Annotated in this window: 13 protein-coding genes; 3 read left to right on the forward strand and 10 right to left on the reverse strand. The window is 68.7% G+C overall.

Translation table 11 applies throughout. The features are described 5' to 3' along the window. Positions 1–91: 91 nt before the first annotated feature. Positions 92–625 (reverse strand): DUF6817 domain-containing protein, encoded by a 534-nt coding sequence (locus AB0B66_RS37090; protein WP_360539123.1) that lies wholly within the window; start codon positions 623–625, stop codon positions 92–94. A gap of 108 nt (positions 626–733) precedes the next feature. On the opposite strand from AB0B66_RS37090, the gene AB0B66_RS37095 reads away from it, so the two are divergent. Beyond that, a complete protein-coding gene (locus tag AB0B66_RS37095; RefSeq protein ID WP_360539126.1) occupies positions 734–1,465 on the forward strand; it encodes a methyltransferase domain-containing protein in 732 nt (243 codons plus the stop codon). Between the two features lie 90 nt (positions 1,466–1,555). Here the strand turns inward: AB0B66_RS37095 and AB0B66_RS37100 are convergent, their stop codons facing one another. The 4 genes from AB0B66_RS37100 to AB0B66_RS37115 form a co-directional block, all read right to left on the reverse strand. Continuing rightward, a complete protein-coding gene (locus tag AB0B66_RS37100) occupies positions 1,556–1,978 on the reverse strand; it encodes a DUF4259 domain-containing protein (protein ID WP_360539129.1) in 423 nt (140 codons plus the stop codon). Between the two features lie 105 nt (positions 1,979–2,083). Next, positions 2,084–2,554: a CAP domain-containing protein gene (locus AB0B66_RS37105; RefSeq protein WP_360539132.1), complete on the reverse strand. Its 471-nt coding sequence runs from the start codon at positions 2,552–2,554 to the stop codon at positions 2,084–2,086. A gap of 137 nt (positions 2,555–2,691) precedes the next feature. Continuing rightward, the gene (locus AB0B66_RS37110) at positions 2,692–3,456 is read right to left on the reverse strand and encodes a glycoside hydrolase family 16 protein (protein WP_360539135.1); all 765 of its coding nucleotides are present in this window, start codon (positions 3,454–3,456) and stop codon (positions 2,692–2,694) included. Between the two features lie 425 nt (positions 3,457–3,881). Beyond that, positions 3,882–4,913 carry a LacI family DNA-binding transcriptional regulator gene (locus AB0B66_RS37115; protein WP_360539138.1) on the reverse strand — a complete coding sequence of 344 codons (1,032 nt, stop codon included), beginning with the start codon at positions 4,911–4,913 and terminating at the stop codon, positions 3,882–3,884. Between the two features lie 271 nt (positions 4,914–5,184). Between AB0B66_RS37115 and AB0B66_RS37120 the strand changes: the two genes are divergently transcribed. Then, positions 5,185–6,471 carry a glycoside hydrolase family 6 protein gene (locus tag AB0B66_RS37120; protein WP_360539141.1) on the forward strand — a complete coding sequence of 429 codons (1,287 nt, stop codon included), beginning with the start codon at positions 5,185–5,187 and terminating at the stop codon, positions 6,469–6,471. Positions 6,472–6,545: 74 nt separating this feature from the next. Here AB0B66_RS37120 and AB0B66_RS37125 read toward each other — a convergent pair whose 3' ends face one another. Beyond that, entirely contained in the window at positions 6,546–6,836 is a 291-nt protein-coding gene (locus AB0B66_RS37125; protein ID WP_360539144.1) for a hypothetical protein, read from the reverse strand. 249 nt (positions 6,837–7,085) lie between these two features. Between AB0B66_RS37125 and AB0B66_RS37130 the strand changes: the two genes are divergently transcribed. Further along, positions 7,086–11,423 (forward strand): hypothetical protein, encoded by a 4,338-nt coding sequence (locus AB0B66_RS37130; protein WP_360539147.1) that lies wholly within the window; start codon positions 7,086–7,088, stop codon positions 11,421–11,423. Between the two features lie 83 nt (positions 11,424–11,506). Here AB0B66_RS37130 and AB0B66_RS37135 read toward each other — a convergent pair whose 3' ends face one another. The 4 genes from AB0B66_RS37135 to AB0B66_RS37150 form a co-directional block, all read right to left on the reverse strand. Then, positions 11,507–12,619, reverse strand: coding sequence for a hypothetical protein (locus AB0B66_RS37135; RefSeq protein ID WP_360539149.1), 1,113 nt, complete (start codon positions 12,617–12,619; stop codon positions 11,507–11,509). A 95-nt stretch (positions 12,620–12,714) separates the two neighbouring features. Continuing rightward, positions 12,715–13,503, reverse strand: coding sequence for an ABC transporter ATP-binding protein (locus AB0B66_RS37140; RefSeq protein ID WP_360539152.1), 789 nt, complete (start codon positions 13,501–13,503; stop codon positions 12,715–12,717). Between the two features lie 5 nt (positions 13,504–13,508). Next, positions 13,509–14,507: an ABC transporter substrate-binding protein gene (locus AB0B66_RS37145; protein ID WP_360539155.1), complete on the reverse strand. Its 999-nt coding sequence runs from the start codon at positions 14,505–14,507 to the stop codon at positions 13,509–13,511. A 41-nt stretch (positions 14,508–14,548) separates the two neighbouring features. Beyond that, entirely contained in the window at positions 14,549–15,436 is an 888-nt protein-coding gene (locus tag AB0B66_RS37150; RefSeq protein WP_360539157.1) for an ABC transporter permease, read from the reverse strand. Between the last annotated feature and the right edge of the window lie 80 nt (positions 15,437–15,516).

Genomic DNA, 15,516 nt, shown 5'->3' on the forward strand with positions numbered 1-15,516 from the left:
CGCATCAGTGATCGTCAGCGCTGCCTTCGGCCGACCCATCCGTCCCATCGGCACAGCATAGACTTATGCAACGGATTTCCGGCGCAGCACACTAGTGGCCGATCAGGCGCTGAACCTGACCGGTGACCTGCGGGGAGGCGATCGGAGCCCAGGCGGCGAACAACGAGCGGAAGTACGCGCCGTACTTGTCCGCCACGGAGGGATCTTGCTCGAAGACGTCCAGTTCATTGACGATGCTGAGATCCACGAAGGGCTGAATCTGACCGGGCCCCAGACTCCAGGTCTGTCCGGTGAAGCGGTCGACGACTTCACCGGTCGTCGCGAGGCTCCGCCAGGTCCGCCCGCGGTCGCACGCCCCGTAGAGGTAGACCAGTTGCTCGGCCTCGTGGCCGATGAGGTCCTGCGCCATGCCCCGGTCCGTCAGGTCGAGCAGGACGACCTCGAAGCCGTCGGTGCCGTATACGGCATGCGCGAGACCGGCCAGTTGCGTGTCGACGCCGCATTCCAGGTCCGCAAGACGGTCGTGCACCCGGCACAGGTGCGCGTAGAGAGTCCCGCCGGGATGCGGGATCGTCTCGGCCCCGCGCTGCCGAAGCCATGTCCGTACGGCACCGTCGATGGTCATGGCCCGACTCTAACGAAAGGCGCATCGGACCGGCCGTCCCTCGACATGGGCGGTTAGTCACAGCGGCGCGCCCTTGCGAGCCCGCGCTCACAGGCGGTTCAGTGAAGCATGGCCCGAATCGCATACGACAATGAGGACGCGGCGGCGTTCGAGGCGAGCCGCCACCTCATCGACGCCGAGCTCGTGGCCTGGCGGGAGGCGATCAGCCGGCACCTCGACCCCCGACCAGGCATGCGCGTGCTAGACCTGGGCTCCGGCACCGGCATGTGGGCGCGAGCCTTCACCGCCTGGTACGACGGCGTGGAGGTCGTCGCGGTCGAGCCCTCCGAAGCAATGCGCGCCCGCTCGGTCCACCAGCCCGTCGTGCCAGGAGACGCCGAAGGTATCCCACTCGACGACGCCAGCGTCGACGCGGCCTGGCTCTCCACGGTCATCCACCACGTGCCGGACCTGACAAGCGCGGCCCGAGAACTGCGCCGCGTACTGCGTCCCGGGGCACCGGTGCTGATCCGCTCGGCATTCGCGGGCCGTCACCACGCGATCACCCTGTTCCGCTACTTTCCCGAAGCCATTCGGGTGCTGGACACCTACCCCTCCGTGGCCGACGTCGAAGCCGCCTTCGCCACCGCGGGATTCGCCCCCGCCGGCTTCGAACAGGTTCCGCAGACAACCGCGCCGTCGCTTCGCGAGGCCGCGACCAGGTTGCGCCGTGAGGCCCACACGCCTCTGCAACTGATCACCGACGACGAGTACACGGCAGGGCTGGTCCGGCTGCACCGGGCAGCGGAAACCGAGACCGGCGCTGTAGTCGACTCGCTGGACCTCCTCGTCCTACGCTGACGGGCCGGCGTCAGCCGGCGTCATCCAGCTGAGACAAAGCCCCTGGCCTCGGACCCGCTGAAGGTTCCCCTTCGGCGCGAGACCGACCGGTCAAGCCGCCGGTCTGTGCAGCTCGGCGCGCAGGTTGCGGACCACCGCGAAGGCAGCGTCGGGATCGTTGGTCTCCTCCCACAGTTCGACCCACTCGGAGTCTGCGGCCAGGACCCGGTCCAGGGCGCGGACCGCCAGCGCCGGCAGATCTGCCGGGACTTCCAGCCGGTTGCCGTCGGTCAGGAAGTCGGGGGCGTACGAAGACATCAGCCGAACAGCGCCGGGCAGCTGCGAGCCGATGACGGCCGCAGCGGCGATGGCCTGCTCACCCTCGCGGGAGTCCAGATAACCGGTCTCCTCAGCGGCCTGCCGTAGAGCCTGGCGGATGAGCCCGAGGCGTTCGGCGGGATCGGCATCGTGCAGGTTGCCACACCAGTCCGCCGCGCCGTCGTTGTCGAACGGGCCGATGTCCCAGGTCCCCACGCCATGTACCTCCGGGCTCGCGATGTTGCGCGACTGTAGCGCCCAAGTGCGACACCGTCGGCACCCGCCACCGAGTAGACCGGACCCCGATGTTGCCGAGGCGGGTCATGTCCCGGACGCGAAGTCGGCCACGGCCGCGAATTCGCCGCCCGCGGTGAGCGCCGCGGCGCCTACCTTGGTCAGCTCGCAGTCGCTGATGATCGTGCGGTGACCGGGGCTGTCCATCCAGGCGTCGACCGCCTGTCGCGCGGCTCCGGTGCCCTGCGCCCAGTACAGGATCTCGCCGTTGGTGGAGGCGTCGAATCCGGTGTCGGCGATGCGCTGGGCGGCGGTGCTGCCGTCGGATCCGGTGTGGTCGCGCACGCCGTGGTCCAGCATGTCCTGGGCGTGGCGTTTGGCGGCGTCGGCCAGGCGCTGGTCGGCGGTGACCGCTGGGCAGGACGGCTCTGCTCGGCGCTGGTTGATCAGCGTCACGAGGTCTGCGCCGTCGCCTGGTGCCGCCGGACCGGTGGGTCTGCCGGCGCATCCGGCGAGGCATGCGACGAGCCCTGCGGCCAGCAGTCTGCGCAACAACATGGTCTGCGGATGCCCGGTCCGGTCGGCAGACAAACGGTCAGGCGGAGCGATCGCTCAGCCGGGACCGCCGAACCGCGCGACCGGCGGACGTGGAGGTGCCACGGCCGGCCGGTCGCGCCGTGATCCGCGTACCGGGATCAGTACTTGGTGTAGGTGACCGACTCGTATCGGGCGGTCAGCGGTGTGCCGGGGTAGCTGAACGGGCCGAGCCAGCCGTCCACGCCGATGCCTGGCCACAGGTTGGCCATGATGCGCTGGGGGCGGGTGGGCAGCGGGCCGCGTGAGCCGTTCTCCTGGTGGACGAGCCGGCCGTCGACGAACCAGTTGATCGTGCCCTGGTTCCACCACTCGATGGCGTAGTTGTGGTAGCCGGTGGAGGCGTCGAAGCCGAGGTTGATGATCGTTTCGTGTCCGCCGACTCCGTTGGTGAAGTAGTTGGTCTGCATCTGGGTCGTGTTCTTGCCGAGGATCTCGACGTCGATCTCGTCCCATGGCTGACCGTCGCTGGGCCCGGTGTAGGTGAAGAACGACGTGACGGTGCCGGGGCGTTTGACCGCCATCATCCGCACTTCGAACCGGCCGTAGGAGTACAGGTCGGTCGACCGGAACTCGCCGGAGGCGTACAGCTTGCCGGAGCATCCGGCGGGGCAGGTGGCGGTGTCGAGGTTGATGCCCATGACGCCGCCGTTGAACCAGACGTGGTCGGCGCGCCAGCCGACGTTGAACATGCTGCCGTTGCTCCAGCCGTCGGCCTTGTACCAGCGGCTGGTGTTGAACGTGTTGAAGTTGTCGCTGAAGCTGCCGCCGATGGCGGCGTAGGCGGGGGACGCGACGTGGACGGCGCCGGCGGCGGCGAGGGCCATCGTCACAGCGATGACGAGGGTGCGGGTGAGGCGTCTCATGCTTGCTCCATCTGCTGGAGGCGGCCGCGGGCAGGCGGCACGCCGTGGACGGAAGCGGCACCCGTCCTCGCGCGAATGGACGGTTGCGCGCCGGTGGACTGGAAGGGCTTCCAGTCCGTTTCCAGCGGTCTGGCGGCGTCACCGAAATGATGTGCGTGAATCAAAACGCTGTCAAGGGCACTGTTGTGCGGCGCGGCGTAACTTGGCATTTACACGGTGCCGGTACGCCGGTAGCTTCCAAAATGGAAGCGATTCCAGTTTCTGGTCTCCGTCGGCCGAGGTCCGGCCGGGTGGTCGCGGCGGCGTCAACGCACGTGAGTCTGCGGCCGGCCGGCGGACGGACGCTTCCGGTGGCGGTCTGCGGTGCGTGACACCGCAGGCCGCCACCCGCGCGGTGGCCGAACGTTCGCGGTCGGTGACGCGGTTCAGCCGTGGCCGGCGGTCCGCGTCGAACCGCGTACGACCAGGCGGGTGGGCAGGATCAGCGGAGTCGGCTGCGTGCCGTCCAGGACGGACAGCAGCATGCGGGTCATCTCTGCGCCCAATGCCCGTATGGGCTGATGGATCGTGGTGAGCTGCGGGTCGGTGTGCCGGGCGGTCTGCAGGTCGTCGAAGCCGATGAGGCCGACGTCGCCGGGAACGGCGCGGCCATGGGCCCGAAGGACCCGCAGCGCCCCGGCGGCCATGTTGTCCGACGCTGCGAACACCGCGTCGAGGTCGGGATGGGCCTGCAACAGCCGAGTCATCGCCGTAGCGCCGCCGGCCTCGCCGAAGTCCGCGTGCTCGACCCGATGTGCCGGCAGCTCCGCGACCGCCATCGCGTCCCGAAACCCCCGGTAGCGCGCGTCGGCGACGTCGAGGCTGAGCGGGCCGGTGATCGTCGCTATCCGGCGGTAGCCCGCCTCGACGAGATGCTCGATGGCCAGCCGTGCGCCGCCCCGGTTGTCGGTGTCCACATACCAGCGGGGTTCGCCGCGCAGCGGCCGACCGCCGAACACGACCGGCACGCTCGACTGCTCGGCGAGCCCGGCCAGTGGATCCTCGCCGTGCAGGTTCATCAGCATGATCCCGTCGGCGCGGCGGGACCGTATGATCTGCCGCAGCTTGGCCTGCCCCTCGGGCCGCCCGGCCAGCACCAGCGTCAGGGTGAAGTCGGTGGGCTCCAGTGCGACGCTGATGCCGTAGATCACCTGGGCGAAGAAGGCGTCGGCGAAGATGCCCGGCTCGTCGGCGGCGACCGCCAGGACGACCGCGCCAACGCGGTTGGTGGCCAGCGCCCGAGCGGACGGATTGGGCACGTACCCCAGCTCGCGCACCGCACGTTGCACGGCGACCCGTTTGGGCGCGCTGACGTTGCCGACGTTGTTGATCGCCCGGGACGCGACCGAACGCGACACCCCCGCCCGCTCGGCAACGTCGTCGAGGGTGGGGGAGCGGTCAGGCGGCGCGGTGTCCATGAGCAGGGACCCGTCTTTCCTCGCGGGGGATCGGCGGGACCCATAGTAGGGCAGCCGCGACCGGCCGAGGCGACGCCGCCGTCAGTGGCCGCTCAGCGGCGACCGCCGGTTTCCCGCCTGCCTGGCCGTAGCGGCAGTGAGTCGAAATTGGAAGCGGTTGCTCTGCATGAGAATGCGTTCTGGCATTGACAACACGGAGCCGATCGATGACGATGCATCAAGAAACTGGGAGCGCTTCCAGTCCGTCCCATCGTTTCCTAGAGGAGACCCGATGCCCCTACGACGACGGCTACTGGCGTCGCTGGCCGCAGCAGCCCTGACCGCGGTGGCCGCCCCGGCACCCGCATCGGCCGCCGCGCCCGTCGCACCGGCCCGCCGCAGCCTGCCTGCCGACACCCGCTTCTACGTCGACCCCGCCGCCGGCGCCGCCCGCCAGGCCCTCGTGGACCTCGCCGCCGGCAACACCACCGACGCCGTGCGGATGGCCCAGCTCGCCACCTGGCCGCAGGCGATCTGGATCGACAACGGCACACCCGCGCAGATCGGCGCCCAGATCCGAAAGATCATGTCTGCCGCGCGGGCCACCCGCACCGTTCCCGTACTGGTCAGCTACTTCATTCCCGGCCGCGACTGCAGCCTGTACTCCGCCGGCGGCGCGCAGGCCTCCGCCGAGTACCGGGCCTGGATCGCGGCGTTCGCCGCGGCGATCGGCGACGGCAAAGCCGTGGTCGTCGTCGAACCCGACGGCCTGTCGCTGCTGCCCAAGGACTGCGCCGGCAACATCGACCCGACCGGCGAGCTGACCGCGCAGCGCCTGGCCGACCTGAAGGCGGCGGTGGCGATGTTCGGGGCCCAGCCCAACACGTCGGTCTACCTCGACGCCGGCAACAGCGGCTGGCAGGCCGTCGGTGTCATCGCCGAACGCCTCATCCAGGCCGGCATCGACCAGGCCCGCGGATTCGCGCTCAACGTCTCCAACTACTGGCGCACCGAGCAGAACACCCGGTACGCGACCTGGGTCGCCAAGTGCATCTGGTGGGCGACCCGCGGTCCGGACTGGGCCCGCGGGCACACCGACTGGTGCGCCAGCCAGTACTACTCGGCCGCCGCGCCCAACGACGGGCAGCCCGGCAACGCCGTCGTCTACGAGGACCCCGCGACGTGGCACTGGACCGACGCCTGGTTCGACCAGAACGTCGGCACCCCGCCGGTCGGGCAGCTCACCCACAACATCGTCGACACCAGCCGCAACGGCATCGGCCCCTGGACCGCCCCCGCCGGCAAGTACACCGACGCCGAGACCTGGTGCAACCCGCCGGCCCGTGGCATCGGGGCCCGGCCGACGGCCGACACCGGCCTGCCGCTGACCGACGCCTTCTTGTGGATCAAAACCATCGGCGAGTCCGACGGCAGCTGCAAGCGCGGTACCGCCGGGCCCGCCGACCCCGAGTACGGCTCGGTGGATCCCGCCGCGGGCGCCTGGTGGCCGGACATGGCCCACTGGCTGGCGGCCAACGCCTCACCTGCCTTGAGGTTCAACCCGCGGCTGCTGGCCTGACGGGTCGGCGGGACGCCCCAGGGCGTCCCGCCGACCATGCGCAGCAGTCGGGAATAGTGCAGTGCCGCCGGTGGTCAAGCCGCGGAGGGCATTCCGGGTGTCGTCGATGCCAAACTGTGATCTACTTCGTGCTCGCGGGGCAGGTAGCAGGGCAGATCGGGCAGCCCTTTGCTGTCGGTGGCGAGGGGATGGCGGATCTCCAGGTCCCAGGGCGACTGCTCCGCCGGAGTCCGCCCGGCGCGGCCTGTTAACAGGCGGCGGCCGGCCAGTGCTGACTCGATGCGCTCCATGCGGCCGGCCAGGTCTTCGAGCCACCGCCAAGTCGCCAAACGACCCTTGACGGCGGATACGAGGTCCAACACCATCGGCCCGCCTCACGGCGGTCGGCGACGTCGGTGGCCAAAACGCCCGCGATGCCCGGTGTCCCATGCAGACTTTGACAGCTCGAGCCGAGCGAGATGGTAGTAGATCTTCTTGGGCGCCACGCCGGTGACTGCGGCCAGTTGGCGAGCGGTCCAGGACCGTTCGACGTCGTGTCGGTTGGCCGACACTCGATGGCGCCTCGCCGTGCCGCGCTGCTTTGATCCGAGAGCTGTCGTGACGAGATTCCAGCCGTGCTGAGTGAGGATTCATGTGAGATGCCGGGTGGACTTTACTTCATAGGCACAGGCACCTCTCACTACAAGCATGGCGACTTCGCGGATCGGCCCGAACTGTCGGTCGAACTGGCAAGGATGTCGAGCCTCTTCTCGGACGTGCTTGGATACAGCGAGGTAGCCGACTTCGGGTTGAACATGTCCTCGATAGAGCTGAAAGCCCGCCTCCGCGCATTCTTGACGGCCGACGAGCGACGGCGCGACGACCGAGTGGTGTTCTATTACACCGGACATGCCATCCATGACGGCATGGAGTATCTGATCCCGTTGCGCGAGACCACCAACGTCGACCTCATCGGCACTTCGTTGTCCGCGTCGGAACTCTCACGTTGGCTGTTTCGAGGGACCGCCGTCGACTCGATCCTGGTGATCCTCGATACCTGCTATGCGGGGGCGGGTGGCGGGGAGATCGCGAAGAAGGCGATCGATCAGATGCTGCACGAGCGCCGCTCGGGCGGTTCTGCTGTCATCTCGGCGAGCCGTCCCTATGAGGCGGCAGAGTCCGGTGCCTTCACGCAGGCGTTCGAGTCGGTGGTGCGCCATCGCGCGAGCGGCGGGCACAACCCTCGGTTTCTGGCGCTGGACGGCGTGGTGAACATGATCTGCGAGGAGACTCCGACCTGGCAGAACGCGCGACTGTTCCTTACCGGTGACCCGGTCACCGAGTTCCTGCCGAATCCGCGCTACGACCCCAGCTACCGGGATCTCGATCTTCGTGCGCAGCGGGATCGGCAACAGCGGGCGCTGAGGGAAGCTGAGAGCAAGGCTCATGTCCTGCCGCGGGCGCAAGGGCTCGACACGCCCCAGGACGATCTGTGGTTGTTCACGGGACGGGGCGCTGCCCTGAAGGCCATCGGCGGCTGGCTGCAGCAGGATGAGGGCCACCGGACGCTGGTCGTCACTGGCGACCCCGGCTCGGGCAAGTCCTCAGTGCTGTCGCGAGTGTTTGTGCTGTCGGATCCGAAACTGCGCGCTCGAGTGCCGGCCCTGTACCGCATCGCGGACGAGACCCTCCCTCCGGTGGGCTCGATCGCGCGCTTCATTCACGCCCGCGGACTGACTGCATCGCAGATCTTCGACGGCATCCTCGAGGCTGCCCGGCTGGGCCGGGTGGAGACGCCCGCAGACCTGCTGGCGGCGGTGGCGGCGAGGACCGAACCGCTGACGATCGTCATCGACGCGGTCGATGAGAGCATCGGCGGAAACGATCTACGCACTTCGCCGGTCGCTCATCTGCTGGTCCAATTGATCGAGGGCGCGCCGAGGTCGAAGCTGCGGCTGCTCATCGGATCGCGCCGGCCGCTGTTGAGCGTGATCAACACTGATCTCTGCGTGCTGGCCGATCTCGACAAGGCCGAATACTCCGAACCCGGAGATATCAACTCGTATGCCGTCGAGTGCCTGATGAGGCTGTCGCCGGCATCTCCATACCGGCACGTGCCCGAATCGGTGACCCGCGAAGTCGCCGACGGAATCGCCCGAGCCGCCCAGCGGTCCTTCCTGGTCGCCCTGATTGTCGGTCGCAGCCTTTCCCTACGCGAGGCGGCCGTGGATCCCACAGTTGCCGGCTGGGATGCCCGGCTGCCGCGAGAGGCTTCGGAGGCGATGCGGCTGGACCTCGACGAGCGCCTCGGGGTAGAGGCCGCGAAGGCGCGGGACCTGCTACGTCCGCTGGCGTATGCCCAGGGCGCCGGCCTGCCATGGGAGGACATCTGGCCACGCCTGGCATCGGAGCTCGGCGCGGCCCGCTACACCAGCGACGATATCGACTGGCTTGTCGAGCGTGCCGGCTACTACGTCATCGAGACGACCGAGCAGAAGCGCTCCACCTATCGCCTCTACCATGAATCATTGGAGGCGCATCTGCGGGCGGACCGGGACGCGGTCGTCGATCACCAGAGGATCGTCATGACGCTGCGCGATCACGCGCTGGCAGGGGGCAGTGGCAACACCTGGTTCGACGCGCACCCGTACATTCGCACCCACCTGGCGACGCACGCTTCCCGATGTCAGGCGATCGACGGACTGGCGCTCGATCCGGCTTTCCTGCTGGCCTCGCATCGTCCGCAGATGCTGGCGGCGCTTTCCCGAGTGGCGACGCCTGATGCCAAGGCGGCGGCCGACGCCTTCATCCAGGCGCTTCCCCACCTGCGTGGAAAGCACCACACCGAACACGGATCCTACCTGCAGATGGCGGCCGCGCAGATCGATGCGTCGGTGCTGCTGGAGGCGAGCCAGCGCGCGGACGTGCCGGCGAAGTGGAGCACCCTCTGGGCCGACTGGCAGCCTGAGCGGACCCACCAGCGAATAGGCACGCTGCGAAAGAGCACGCGACAACTCGCCACGGTGCAGGTGGACGGGATGTCGATCCTCGTGGCGGGCGCAGGATACTCCGAACACGACGTGTGGGATGTCGCCACCGGCAAACCCATGGTGTCGCATCGCGTGGGCCACACGTATTCGATCACTGCTGCGGAGTTCGTGACCATCGGCGGCAAACTGCATGTCATGACCGGCGGCAGCGACGGCAGTATATGCGTACGGGCAGTGAAGTCAGGCGAACCCATCCTGCCGCCGAGTCGCAAGAACCGCGGCGGGGTGCCGGGCTTCCTCAGCAAGATGCGCGGCGACAGCAACTTCTTCAAGTCGCACGACAACGCCGTGAACGAGATCTTCGGCGCCCAATACGGCGGTCAGTCGCTTGCCATCAGCGGGGACGCTTATGGAAAGGTCTGCCTATGGGACCTGGACAAGATGACCGTCGTCGAAAATGTCCGATTCCGCCATCATCGCTCACGTGAGTCGACGGCCGTTAACGCGGTCAAACTCGCGCAGGTCGCAGGGGCACTGTGCGGGATCGTCGCACTCGCCGACGGCACGGTCAGACTGTGGCCTCCTGCTGCCAAGGAAAGTGTGCTTTTCCAACACGGCGATGCGATCGAGGCGATGGCACTGTGCCACCTCGGCGGCCGCGCCGTCGTCGTCACTGGATCCGGCAGTGAAATCCAGGTGCACGATGCCGCGTCAGGTGCCATGACGGCCCAGTTCTCGATCCCCGGCACTCGCATCATGTCGCTTGACGTCGGCCCGACAAACCAGCCCCGTGTCGCGGTAGTTGCGGGCACCAGCACCGGCTCGGTGTACATCCTCGACATAGAGAACGGGCAGGAGCTGCTGCCGCCCTTCCGCCACGGTGGCAATGCGGTCTATGCGGTGCGATACACCGCCGTCGACGAACGGGACGCCGTCATTTCCGCTGACGAGCACGGCGTGCTGCGGCTGTGGGACATCACGCACGCGGGTCCGCAGCAGTCCGCCGGAAGTTCGCGGCGATCCGTGTCGAACGCGGTTGCCCTGACGGTCGACGACCGGCCGATAACAGTATCCTCCAGGGGAGACAGCTACGTCGAAGTCGTGGAAAGTCGGACCGGACACAGCCTCACGAGGCCCTTCACGGCATCCTACGGCTCCACCATGTCGCTGGCGGGAATAAGGGACTCCGGCACGCCCGGACACAACTACATCGCCACGCTCGGGACCATGGGCATTTCCGTCGCTAGCCTCGACACGGACCTCTACGTGACGCAGCGATTCCAGGCCCGTTTCTTCCGGGCGCACAACGTGCGGAACGTCCTCGAGATCAGCTTCGCGCGCTCCCGTGAAGGCGAGGCACTCCTCCTGGTCACACCGTCCGGTATCGGGATTCTCGACGTGGTCGGCAGAAGGTGGCTGCGTCGACTACGACCGGAGGGGGCCGGTATCCGGCTCACGGCCACGACCGGCTCGGGTGAGACGAACTATGTGGCTGCGGCCGGCGACGATGCGCTCATTGACGTGTGGAGCACCGCCACCTGGCGCCATGCCGCGTGCTGCGCGATGAAGGGCCCGACTTCGGCGCTCGGCTTCTTCCAAAGCCGGACCGAGTGCTATCTGGTGGCCGGAAACGCCAACGGCGAAGTGAAATTCTGGAACCTCCGTCATCCCTACTTCTTGCGGCTGATGCGGCTGGCGAGGCTCTCCCGGCTCAATCCGCAGCATGTCATCAAGCTCGACGGCAGAATCCGCGCGATCGCGAACTGCCGAGCGACTTCCCGGCTGTACATCGCACACGGTCAGATGGTCAGAGTCCTGGGCTTGACGTCGAAGCTCGACATCGACGTCGGATCGCCTGTCACGGCGTTGACCCCGACCGAGGCGAATCACCTGATGGTGGCAACGGAGAATGGCCTCATCGTGCTGAGGATCGATCAGATGGACTCCGCGACTCCCTTGTTCTCGCGATGGTCGCCCCACTGACGACGTCTGGGCCGCGCTCGACCTCACCTCGGCCGGCTGACCGCGCTCCGGCTCGCCGGGCGACCACGTCAGCCTGCAAAGTTTCACTGAGCTGATCGGGCCGGCGGTGCCGTTCGGAGGGATCGCCGCTGCCGGTGGACCTGCCAGCCGGTGGCGGCCACCGCGATAGCGAGGCCGGCCACCGGCCCGGCGGGGGAGCCGACGACGGTCAGCGCGGTCGCGGCCAGCCCAGCGGGCAGCCAGGTCCAGACCGGCACCAGCCGTGGCGGCCGGCCCTGTCGTCGCCGCCAACCCTCGACGGCCATCGGGATGATCAGCGGTGGCAGGGTAGCGGCCAGTAGGGTCAGCCAGGTCAGCAGCGCCCGGTCGAAGCGTGCCGCGGCCAGCGTGCCGCCGAGGGTCGCGACGATGGCCATCGCGGCCGTGGCCGGCAGCCGGGGCCAGACCGCCCGCAGCGCGAGCGCGCCGGAGAAGGTGGTGGTCAGCGCGGGCGCGAACACCCCGACGGTGACGAAGATGTTGCCGTAGACGGCGATGCCTGGCGCGTTGGCCAGCACCGCGACGACGTCGGCGCTGCCGGTGCGCAGCCAGACCCCGGCGCCGGCCGCGGTGACCAGGGTGGCCGGCCCGACCAGCAGCGCCACGCAGATCGCCAGGTCCCGCCGGGTGGCCAGGCCGCGGCTGAAGTCCGGGGCGCGTAACGCGAACACCGCGACGTAGCCGCCGATCGCGGCGACGTCGGCCAGGGTGGCCCAGCCGCCCGGGTCGGCGGTCACCGGTGCGGCGTCCGGGCGCAGCAGCAGGACGCACACCGCGACCAGTGCCAGCGCCGCGACGGTGGTCAGCACGGCGATCCGGTTGTTCCACCGGCCCGGCACGAACGACGCGGCCAGCACGGCGCCGGCCAGTAGCAGCGCGCCGGCCGGGCCGGGCAGGCCGGTGACCTTCGCCAGCGACGCGCCGCCAAGGCCGACGTTGAAGCCGTTCCAGCCGATCATCGCAGCGGCGAGCACCGCGCCGAGCGCGATGCCGGCCCGGGTGGGCAGGTAGCGCGGGGCCAGTTCGGTGAGTGCGGCGTTCTCTCCGTACGGTCGGCGCAGTCCCAACGCGCCCTGCCCGAACAGCAGCGCCGCCATCAGGGCCGCGCCGCCGAGCAGCGCGAGCAGCGGGACAGGGCCGTCGTGGCGGCGGGCCATCCCGGCGCCCAGGATCAGTGCGGCGGGCGCGGCCCCCAGTCCGAGCCAGGCGCCGGCCGCCGCGCTCCAGCGGCGGGCCGGCGCCGGTGCCCCGTTCAGTGGTTCGCCCCTGCCCCGAGCAGGCCGCGGATCTCGGTGGCGTACCGGTCGAAGCGCTGGTCGGACATCACCTTGGCGTAGTCGCGTTCGGGCGGAAGGTCGACGTCGATGGTCCGCACGATCCGGCCGGGTCGCGGGCTCATCACCTCGACCCTGGTGCCCAGGAAGACCGCCTCGGCGATGGAGTGGGTGACCAGCAGGATGGTGGTGCCGGTCTCCCGCCAGATCCGGTTGAGCTCGGCGTTGAGGTGCTCGCGGGTCAGCGCGTCCAGTGCGCCGAACGGCTCGTCCATGAGCAGCACCGACGGCTGGTGCAGCAGCGCGCGGCACAGCGCCACCCGCTGCTGCATGCCGCCGGACAGTTCGTGCGGCAGCGCGTTCTCGAAGCCGGTGAGCCCGGTGAGGGCGATCAGCTCGTCGGCGCGCCGGGCCGCCTGCCGCCGGTCCATGCCCCGGATCTCGGCCTGCAGCAGGATGTTCTTGCGCGCGCCCCGCCAGTCCAGCAGGGCGGCGCGCTGGAACACGTACCCGATCTCCTTCTGGGCGCCGGTGACGGGCCGTCCCATCAACGTGACCGTGCCGGAGGTCGGCGCCACCAGCCCTGCGACGATCTTGAGCAGGGTGGATTTGCCACAGCCGGACGGGCCGACGATGGTCACGAACTCGCCGGCGGCGACCCGCATCGTGACGTCGTCGACCGCGACGGTGTGGGTGCGCTTGGACTGGAAGCGCACGGTCAGGCCGGTGATGTCGACTGCCGGCGCGGCGGTCGATGGGACGGTCATCGGGGTCAGCCCTTCGTCGCGAACGTGCCGGACCAGTACTTGCTCGGCGCGCCCGCGTCCTTCAGTTCGGCGTGTTTGGTCATCAGGTCGATGGTCTCGGTCCACTTGGTCTCGGCGTTGACGCCCGGTGCCGTCGTGTCGACCAGCGGCAGGCACAGCGTGAGCTGCTTGATCAGCACGTCCTTGGCGGGCTCGTTCTCGGCGAGCTTCTCCATCGCGGCAGCCGCGCCCGGGATGTCCTTGGCCGCCTCGGCCCAGGACTTCTGGGTGGCCCGGACGAACGCCTTGACCAGCTCCGGGTCCTTGGCCAGGGTGTCGTCGTGCACGACCAGCCCGGTGCCGAGCAGGTTGAGCCCGAAGTCGGCGAACAGCAGGTGGTTGACCTTCTTGCCGGTCTTGGCCTCGATGGTGGGGGCCTGGTCGTGGAAGAAGCCCTGGATGGCGTCTACCTTGCCTTCGGCCAGCGCGGCGATCTTCCCGGCCGCGTCGACGTTGACGACCTTCACCTCGGCCGGGTCGACGCCGTTGGCCTTGAGCAGCGCGGGGAAGGTCGCGTACATCGCGTCGCCGGGGGTGCCGCCGACGGTCTTGCCCTTGAGGTCGGTGATCTTCGTGATGTTCTTGTCGGCCAGGAACTCGACCGAGGAGGGCCCCTTCTGCAGGAACACCCCGACGCTCTTCACCTTCATCCCGGTCGTGATGGCCTTGAGCAGCGGGGGAGTGTCGGCCCAGCCGAAGTCGGTCTGCTGCTGGGCCACGGCCTGGATGGTCTTGCCGGAGCCGCCACCTGCCTTGATCTCCAGATCGATGCCCTCGGCCTGGTAGAAGCCCTTGTCGAAGCCGTAGTAGAACGGCGCGTGCTCGCCGTACGGGACCCAGTTGAGGGTCAGCGTGACCTTCTTTTTCCCGCCGGGCGCGGTGGGCTGGTCGTTGGTGCCCGGGGCGCAGGCTGCGGCGCCCAGCAGCAGCGTGAGCGCAGCCGCCAGCACGGGAAGTCTTGTCATCGGTTGGTCCTCCTAACGCGGCGACGGGAGGCTGATCCCCGTCAGGATGTGGTGAGCGGAACCCCGGACCGCCTGCTGGCGTGCCACGGGATGAGTGCTGCCTCGATCACCTCGACGATCGCGAACAGCACGATGCCGATCAGTGACATCAGGAACAGGTCGGCGAACAGCAGGGCCGAGTCGAGATTGCCGTTGGCAAGCAGGAGCACGTATCCCAGGCCTTCGTTCGCGCCGACGAACTCGCCGACCACGGCGCCCACCACCGCGAGGGTGACGGCCACCTTCATCCCGGCCATCAGGTGCGGCAGGGCATTGGGGAATCTGATCTTCTGGAAGGTCTGCCACGGGCTCGCGCCCATGGTCTTGGACAGGTCCACCAGCTCGGGGTCGGTGGACCGCAGCCCGGCCACCCCGGAGATGACCACCGGGAAGAACGCGATCAGCACCGCGAGGATGATCTTCGGGGCCAGGCCGAAGCCGAACCAGACGATCAGCAGCGGAGCAATGGCGATCTTCGGAATGACCTGGGCGAACAGCACTATCGGGTAGAGCGCCCGCTCCATGGTGCGCGAGTAGGCGATCAGGACGGCGGTGACCAGGCCCAGCAGCACGGCCAGGACGAAGCCGATGACGGTCTCGTAGAGCGTGACGTAGGTGTTCAGCCAGAGGAACGCCCGCTTGTCGACCAGCGTCTGCCACACCTGCGTCGGGGTCGGCACCAGGTAGTGCGGGACGGTGCCGCTTTCCGACAACGCCCACCACCCCGCGAACACGATGCCCAGCAGCAGCGCGGGCCGCCACAGCGCATCGCCGAACCGGACCAGCCGCGTCAGCGGCCGGACGGGAGTCCGCAGGGCCAGCGTGGGTTGACCGGCCGCGCGCGCCGCCGCGCCGCCAACGGCTGATCCACTTGCTGATCCATCGTGCACGAGGGCTCCTCCAGGACGGACGGAAGTTTCCTGGCGATTACAGGGAAGCGCTTTCCGATGAACGGACACTAGAGATGATG

Origin of the sequence: Catellatospora sp. NPDC049111, from assembly GCF_040648615.1 — a bacterium.
Lineage (GTDB): Bacteria > Actinomycetota > Actinomycetes > Mycobacteriales > Micromonosporaceae > Catellatospora > Catellatospora aurea.

Bases quoted from the DNA above. Each gene is read 5' to 3' on its own strand.
- AB0B66_RS37090 (WP_360539123.1), bottom strand. From the start codon at position 625: ATGACCATCGACGGTGCCGTACGGACATGGCTTCGGCAGCGCGGGGCC.
- AB0B66_RS37095 (WP_360539126.1), top strand. From the start codon at position 734: ATGGCCCGAATCGCATACGACAATGAGGACGCGGCGGCGTTCGAGGCG.
- AB0B66_RS37105 (WP_360539132.1), bottom strand. From the start codon at position 2,554: ATGTTGTTGCGCAGACTGCTGGCCGCAGGGCTCGTCGCATGCCTCGCC.
- AB0B66_RS37110 (WP_360539135.1), bottom strand. From the start codon at position 3,456: ATGAGACGCCTCACCCGCACCCTCGTCATCGCTGTGACGATGGCCCTC.
- AB0B66_RS37115 (WP_360539138.1), bottom strand. From the start codon at position 4,913: ATGGACACCGCGCCGCCTGACCGCTCCCCCACCCTCGACGACGTTGCC.
- AB0B66_RS37120 (WP_360539141.1), top strand. From the start codon at position 5,185: ATGCCCCTACGACGACGGCTACTGGCGTCGCTGGCCGCAGCAGCCCTG.
- AB0B66_RS37125 (WP_360539144.1), bottom strand. From the start codon at position 6,836: ATGGTGTTGGACCTCGTATCCGCCGTCAAGGGTCGTTTGGCGACTTGG.
- AB0B66_RS37135 (WP_360539149.1), bottom strand. From the start codon at position 12,619: ATGGCCCGCCGCCACGACGGCCCTGTCCCGCTGCTCGCGCTGCTCGGC.
- AB0B66_RS37140 (WP_360539152.1), bottom strand. From the start codon at position 13,503: ATGACCGTCCCATCGACCGCCGCGCCGGCAGTCGACATCACCGGCCTG.
- AB0B66_RS37145 (WP_360539155.1), bottom strand. From the start codon at position 14,507: ATGACAAGACTTCCCGTGCTGGCGGCTGCGCTCACGCTGCTGCTGGGC.